This is a genomic window from Geodermatophilus sp. SYSU D01105, assembly GCF_054050095.1.
The window spans coordinates 1-749 of record NZ_JBJGYR010000051.1; the positions used below are offsets into that span (position 1 = coordinate 1).

Consider the following 749-nt stretch of genomic DNA (forward strand, 5'->3'; position numbering starts at 1 on the left):
GGGCGGGGGCGGGTGGTGAGCTTCTCGATCTTCTTGTCCTCGGGATCGGCCTGCACGATCCGGTCGACGAACACCCCGGGCAGGTGCACGTCCTCGGGCCGGATCGCCCCGGGTTCGACCAACTGCTCGACCTCGGCGATGGCCACCCGGGCGGCCATCGCCGCCAGCGGGTTGAAGTTGCGCGCCGACTCGTGGAACACCAGGTTGCCGTGCCGGTCCCCGACCGCGGCGCGGACCAGCCCGAAGTCCGCGCGCAGCGCGGTCTCCAGCACGTACTGCACCCCGTCGAACTCGCGCACCTCCTTGGGCCGGGAGGTCGCGGCCACGGTGCCGGCGGCGTCGTAGCGCACCGGGATGCCGCCATCGGCGACCATCGTGCCCACGCCGGTGGGGGTGTAGAACGCCGGGATGCCCGCGCCGCCGGCGCGCAGCCGCTCGGCCAGCGTGCCCTGCGGGGTCAGCTCCACCTCCAGCTGCCCGGACAGGTACCGGCGGGCGACCTCCTTGGACCCACCCACGAACGAGGAGATCGTCTTGCGGATCCGCCCGGCGTAGAGCAGCACGCCCAGTGCGGCGTCATCGACGCCGCAGTTGTTGGAGATGGTCACCAGGTCCGTGGCGCCCTTCTCCAGCAGCGCGTCGATCAACGCGTACGGGATGCCGCACAACCCGAACCCGCCCACCGCCAGCACCGCGCCATCGGGCACGTCGGCCACCGCCTCCACGGCGCTGCCCACCACCTTGTCCAT

Annotated in this window: 1 protein-coding gene; it reads right to left on the minus strand. The window is 72.4% G+C overall.

The annotated features are described in order from the left end of the window. The coding region (locus tag ACI79I_RS24315; protein WP_456995133.1) for a CoA transferase subunit A at positions 1-749 on the minus strand (749 nt) is incomplete at both ends.